Source organism: Flavobacterium azizsancarii (genome assembly GCF_027980145.1).
GTDB lineage: Bacteria > Bacteroidota > Bacteroidia > Flavobacteriales > Flavobacteriaceae > Flavobacterium > Flavobacterium azizsancarii.
The window spans coordinates 1-6,149 of sequence record NZ_JAMZNK010000087.1; the positions used below are offsets into that span (position 1 = coordinate 1).

The following is a 6,149-nucleotide window of genomic DNA, read 5'->3' on the forward strand; positions in this document are numbered from 1 at the left end:
TTGTAATCAATTACAAAATGAAATCATTCAACAAATAGTAATACATTGTGGTGGGGATCCTGCTAAAATAGAGACATTCAATACATAAAATAAAGTTCCTTACACTCTTGGCTTTAAACTTTGACAAAGGTTTTTTTACGTACAATCTTGGTCATCGAAACAAAGCAAAACTCTGAAAAATGATTAACCACATTACAGCACACACACAACATCTTGTCATTTTCGAAGGGAGAAATCAGATAAAGCAAATCAGCAACAGCACTTTATCCCCGCGTGTGATTTCTCCTCCGTCGAAATGACAAAAAAGTATTACGTTCAGTAAAAACAAGAAGAATACCATTCCTTTTTATGTTGTTCTGTATAATTTTGATTTCCTCTAATGGTTTGATCTTCCTCGTTCATTCCGTTTACCATTCCCAACATAAAGGCGGTTATTATTACAATGAGTTTTCTTTTTATCCACTTCTCATCACCGTAAAGCTTACTTATAAATAGTAAACTTATTATGCGATAAACTAAAACCAAGATTCTCATAAATCAGCACATTTTCTACGCGCCTTTTATTGGTGGTAACTTCAATACTTTTCAAATTATTCTGATCTGCAAAATCTTTTATTTCATTTATCAGTAACCGACCAATGCCTTGACCACAATGCTTTTTATCAATAAAAAATTCCTGAATTTCTTCAACCGGACCACAATGATGCAAAAGATTCTGGGTATGAAAACTAACAAAACCTACACATTCATTTTCGTTTTCTGAGAGTAAATATAGACTGTTTAGATTCGAAATGTTTTCATTGAATATTATTGCAAAAACCTCGAAATCTACAACTTCATTTTCAAGTTCGCAGATTGACTTATAAACAAAATCTAAATCTTGTTTTTCGACTTTTCTAATTTTGATATTTGATTTCATATTCAATTTACAAGTTACCATAAACCACAATATGTTCAGCGTAGGTTAATTTATCGTTTAACCAATTTATTATTTCAGTCAAAAAAGCTTTCTCCTTTTTTTATTATCCTTTTCTATATGTTTTATTTTTTCAACAATCTATATGATCGTTTTATGATCAAAAAAATTATGCACAGTAGTATCAAATCCATTATCAAGTATATCATTTCACGGATTTCGTAATGGAAAAACAGATTGAAACTCTTTCAAGATAAGATCGAAATCTTCTGCCGAAACAAAAGCATCATTCCGTTTATCCGTTTTGTAGAATTCCCTTTCTCCATTCGCAGGCCATAAAATAAAACCAATTTTTGAAGATGCTGTTTTTCCTGTTGATATGATAATCGATTTTTGATTAATCCTTTCAATAGTCTTTATTATATCACACTTACAAATTCCATAATTTTCTTTTGCTATTTCATAATTGCATTCGGTCTTTAAACAGATTTCTTTAATATTAGTATCATGAAATTCTTTTTCGCATAATAATACATCACCATCATTTTTTTTAAGAAGCTGAACAGCAATACTTAAAGGAATCGAAATTCTGCTTCTTAATATTTTTAATTTTTCATCGTTCATTTTTCAAATCATAAATATTCACTCGACCCAAGACGCACAAATTTAACTTTATATTTTTGAACATATTTATTCCATTCCGTTTTATACTTTTCATTATTATAAATAGCGACTGCATAATCAGCAACTTCTTGACTAAAATGATTGCCAAAAATAGCATCAAGATTCTCAATTCCATAATCAATTACTCGTTTTAAGATCGCTAATTTATCTTTTCTGTTTTCTTTGCAAACTTTGTCGAGCCATAATCCTTTTCCAATTTTTACATATTCTTCGAGTAAACTATCGGTAATAAATTCAGAAGGAACATCATTGATATTAGGTTCGTTTTTGCCGTTTTTGAATGTCGTTAAAATTAATTCTTCCGAATAAAATTCATTTGGAATCAACGAAATCAATGTTCCACTCTGAGCAGCTTTTAAGCAAAGTTCTTTTGTTATAAACTGATCGGGTATTTTCTGAATTGCAAAACCATCTTTACTCACTAATTTTTCACAAAGTTCCGGCGTAATAAAATCCTGACCAACATAATCTAAAGCATGAAATGTTTTATTTAATGCCAACTCACACAATTCTCGAGTTTTAAACTGAAGCGGAACTAATTTTAAATCTCTATAATTTGATTTCATCCTATTTTGCCAATACTCATAGGTTTTTGCAGGCGGATTATTTTGTTTTAAAATCAATTCTCCAAATTCCAGTTCCCGTTTTAATTCTTCGAAAGTTCCTATTAAAGGATTATCAAGATGCTGGCGCAATTCGATTGATATAACATTTTCATTAAGATCATCATCATATTGGCAGGCATTTTTAGGGTCAAGATCTTCTGTTTTATCATTATAATAAAACAACTCATTTTTTTGTTTTGCAAAAGTGGTGTAATGATCGTCGACTATAAAAACCGGAGCTTCTATAATGCCAGAGCATTTAAAATTTCCGTGATTGTACGAAGTCATTACAGCTTCCTTGGCTTTTACGTTGCCTATTATTTCGACATTAGAACCGCCCAATAATAAACTCTGGCAATCGACATCTCCATTAATATAAATATAAGGTCCGTAATCTCCTTCGGCATTTATAATGCTTCCGGTTGTAGAGAAATTTCCGTTTATTAAAATCCCTTCGATTCTTATCGCATCAATTTCTTTTAATGGAAGACTTAAGATATTAGCAAGCCATTTTTTTTCTTTATCTTCATAAATATCCAAATAGAAGTTGCCTTCGAAATTTAAATCTTCGTCTGAAACTAAAAAGAAATCCTGATCGTCCCATTCATCAAAATAATCAAATCCTTCATGATCAATTAGAAATGAATATTGCGATTTTATGTCTTTTATTGTTACTAGTTTAAAACTTGAATTTTGCATTTTAATTTTATTAATCGAAGTTGATTTTTCTTTACTATCAAGATTACACATTTCTATATTCAAAATCAACAATAGTCAGAAAAATTGTATTTTTTCATTCGAGAAAACAATTTACAAAATGTATCTTACAAACAAACACTTGTTTTCTACCAAAACCAAGACACATCAGTAGAAACATTAGCCGAATCAGAGAGCTTAAAGACATGAAACAAGAAGCACTTGCACAAGCAATTGGCACGACTCAACAATCTATTTCTATTATTGAAGGAAGCGAAAGTGTTGATGATGAAAAACTTAAAGCAATTGCCGAAGCTCTGGGCGTTCCTACCGAAGTAATAAGGAATTTTTCTGAAGAAGCTGTTTTTAATATTATTGAAAATACTTTTGATATAGAAAACAACAATGGTTCTGCAATTAGTTACGGATGTACTTTTAATCCGTTTGATAAACTTCTTGAAGCTTTTGAAGAGAATAAAAAACTTTACCAATTATTAATTCAAGCAGAAAAAGAGAAAGTTGCTTTTTTAGAGAAGTTATTGAATGAGAAAAAGTAATTTCTACAAAAGATATATTTATAGAAAAACCGAAGTTTGACTGCTTCGGTTTTTTTATAAATAATTTTGTAATGTCTTCTCCATCGAAATAACAAGATTATAAAAAACTTAGTGCCTTAGTGTCTTCGTGGCAAAACCTAAACAAATAAGAAAACTTTAATAAATCAATCTTAGCCGATTCTCTAAAATTCACTATTTTTGAAATTCGAAGTTCAAAACTCACATTATTATGAAATATCATCAAATAAACAGCGCTCTTTTTGTAAAAAACCGCAAAAAATTCACGGCAGAAATGAAACCTAACAGTGTTGCCGTTTTCAACTCAAATGACATTTATCCGGTTAGTGCAGATAGTACTTTGCCATTTGCACAGCACAGAGATATTTTTTATCTAAGTGGTGTCGATCAAGAAGAAAGCATTTTGCTTTTGTTTCCGGATGCACCTTATGAGAACCAAAAAGAGATTCTTTTCCTGAAAGAAACAAACGATCATATTGCAGTTTGGGAAGGCGAAAAGTTAAGCAAAGAACGCGCATTTCAGGTTTCGGGCATCAGAACGGTTTATTGGCTGCAGGATTTTCATAAAGTTTTGAACGAAATGATGACGTATGCAGATACGATGTACATTAACACAAACGAACATTACCGTGCAACAGTAGAAACTGAAACTCGCGAGGCTCGTTTTGTAAAATGGTGGAAAGAACGTTATCCTGCACACCAAGTAGCAAAAAGCAACCCAATCTTACAACGCATTCGTTCTGTAAAAGAAAGCGAAGAAATCGATTTGATTCAGCAAGCTTGTGATATTACGGAGAAAGGTTTCCGTAGATTATTATCGTTTGTAAAACCAAATGTTACTGAATACGAAATCGAAGCCGAATTGATTCACGAATTCGTTCGTAACCGCTCTAAAGGTTTTGCTTATACGCCAATTATTGCTTCAGGAAATAATGCGAACGTTTTGCATTATATCGAGAACAATCAACAGTGCAAAGCCGGAGATTTAATTTTACTTGATGTTGCGGCTGAATATGCAAACTATTCTAGCGATATGACAAGAACGATTCCGGTTTCGGGAAAATTCTCAGATCGTCAAAAAGCGGTTTACAATGCTGTTTTGAGAGTAAAAAACGAGGCTACAAAAATGTTGGCTCCGGGAACACTTTGGAAACAATATCATATTGAAGTGGGTAAAATCATGACCTCAGAACTACTTGGTTTAGGTTTACTGGACAAAGCCGATGTTCAGAACGAAAACCCGGAATGGCCTGCTTACAAAAAATATTTCATGCACGGAACTTCTCACCACATGGGTCTTGATACGCACGATTACGGCTTGCTTCACGAACCTATGAAAGCTAATATGGTTTTTACGGTTGAACCGGGGATTTATATTCCAGGCGAAAAATTCGGAATCCGTTTAGAAGACAATGTTGTGGTTCAGGAAAAAGGAGAACCTTTTAACCTGATGCGCAATATTCCGGTTGAAGTAGATGAAATCGAAAGTTTGATGAATTCTTAAAGAAAGAGAAAAGAATATAGATTATCGAATAAAAACGGCTGGCAGAAATGTTAGCCATTTTTTTTATCAGAATTAAAATTTAATAATTTAAAAAGTTTGCTACGAATTCCACAAATTTTCACTAATTATTATTCCCTTTAATTCTATTAATAAAAAGCATAAATAAAATTCGTGCAATTCAATTTTTGAAGTTCCTTTTGATTCGTGTAAATTTGTGAAATTCGTGGCGAAAAAAAATCTTCGCTAACAAAACCCATTTAAAAATAATATTTTGAAAACTCTTTTATATAAAAATACCACAATTTCTTATACCGATTCAGGCAAAGGAACGGCGATTGTATTTCTTCACGGTTTTTTAGAAAATAAAAAAATGTGGAGTGATTATGTCGATTTTTTCTCTGAACAATATCACATCATCACAATCGATTTGTTAGGTCATGGCAAATCTGATTCTTTAGGATATGTGCACTCTATGGAGGACAATGCAAAGGTTGTTCATGAAGTTTTAGCCCATCTACAGGTTGAAAAAGCCATTATTATTGGTCATTCTATGGGTGGTTATGTTGGTTTGGCTTTCGCCGAATTATTCCCCAAAAACATCAACAAACTGGTTCTGCTAAACTCTACATCTAAAGCAGATAGCCACGAGAAAAAAATAAACCGAAATCGCGCTATCAAAGCGGTAAAACAAAATTATATAAATTTCGTAAATCTTGCGATTGGCAACTTGTTCAGCGAAAACAACAGAGCCAGATTGACCGAAGAAATTGAAGAAGCCAAGATTCAGGCTTTAAAAACTCCTTTGCAGGGAATTGTGGCTTCGCTTGAAGGAATGAAAATTCGAAAAGACAGGGTATTGCTTTTGCAAAAGAATTTATTTCCCGTTTTATTGATTTTAGGCAAAAAAGATCCTGTTTTAAATTACGAGGAAAGCATTCTTCAAATCGAAAATACCAATGCAAAACTGGTTTCTTTTGATGACGGACATATGAGCCAGATTGAAAACAAGAAGGAATTAAAAACTGTATTATTAGATTTCTTCGAATAATACCATCATTATAAAAATCGGATAGGAGCCTAGGGATTAATTCCCTAGGCGACCTTCCACACCACCCGGCATACGGATCCGTACCAAGGCGGTTCTTAATTTACGATACATTTTAAGATAG

The 6,149-nt window shown here is 32.4% G+C and carries 6 protein-coding genes; 3 read left to right on the top strand and 3 right to left on the bottom strand.

All coding sequences use genetic code 11. The annotated features are described in order from the left end of the window. Nucleotides 1-481: 481 nt before the first annotated feature. The 3 genes from NJT12_RS24570 to NJT12_RS24580 all read right to left on the bottom strand — a co-directional run bounded on the left by NJT12_RS24570 (nt 482) and on the right by NJT12_RS24580 (nt 2,904). Nucleotides 482-919, bottom strand: coding sequence for a GNAT family N-acetyltransferase (locus NJT12_RS24570; protein WP_271338749.1), 438 nt, complete (start codon nt 917-919; stop codon nt 482-484). A gap of 207 nt (nt 920-1,126) precedes the next feature. Next, complete coding sequence (locus NJT12_RS24575) at nt 1,127-1,540, bottom strand: hypothetical protein (protein ID WP_271338750.1); 414 nt, start codon at nt 1,538-1,540, stop codon at nt 1,127-1,129. 8 nt (nt 1,541-1,548) lie between these two features. Continuing rightward, nucleotides 1,549-2,904 (bottom strand): bactofilin family protein, encoded by a 1,356-nt coding sequence (locus tag NJT12_RS24580; protein ID WP_271338751.1) that lies wholly within the window; start codon nt 2,902-2,904, stop codon nt 1,549-1,551. A gap of 122 nt (nt 2,905-3,026) precedes the next feature. Between NJT12_RS24580 and NJT12_RS24585 the strand changes: the two genes are divergently transcribed. The 3 genes from NJT12_RS24585 to NJT12_RS24595 all read left to right on the top strand — a co-directional run bounded on the left by NJT12_RS24585 (nt 3,027) and on the right by NJT12_RS24595 (nt 6,028). Then, nucleotides 3,027-3,458, top strand: a complete 432-nt coding sequence (locus NJT12_RS24585) for a helix-turn-helix domain-containing protein (RefSeq protein ID WP_271338754.1) — start codon at nt 3,027-3,029, stop codon at nt 3,456-3,458. Nucleotides 3,459-3,687: 229 nt separating this feature from the next. Then, nucleotides 3,688-4,980: an aminopeptidase P family protein gene (locus NJT12_RS24590; protein ID WP_271338752.1), complete on the top strand. Its 1,293-nt coding sequence runs from the start codon at nt 3,688-3,690 to the stop codon at nt 4,978-4,980. A 271-nt stretch (nt 4,981-5,251) separates the two neighbouring features. Beyond that, on the top strand, nt 5,252-6,028 hold the full coding sequence (locus NJT12_RS24595) for an alpha/beta fold hydrolase (protein ID WP_271338753.1): 777 nt from the start codon (nt 5,252-5,254) through the stop codon (nt 6,026-6,028). Nucleotides 6,029-6,149: the final 121 nt, after the last annotated feature.

Excerpts from the sequence above, each read along its gene's own strand:
- NJT12_RS24575 (WP_271338750.1), bottom strand. The coding sequence starts at position 1,540 with ATGAACGATGAAAAATTAAAAATATTAAGAAGCAGAATTTCGATTCCT.
- NJT12_RS24590 (WP_271338752.1), top strand. The coding sequence starts at position 3,688 with ATGAAATATCATCAAATAAACAGCGCTCTTTTTGTAAAAAACCGCAAA.
- NJT12_RS24580 (WP_271338751.1), bottom strand. The coding sequence starts at position 2,904 with ATGCAAAATTCAAGTTTTAAACTAGTAACAATAAAAGACATAAAATCG.
- NJT12_RS24570 (WP_271338749.1), bottom strand. The coding sequence starts at position 919 with ATGAAATCAAATATCAAAATTAGAAAAGTCGAAAAACAAGATTTAGAT.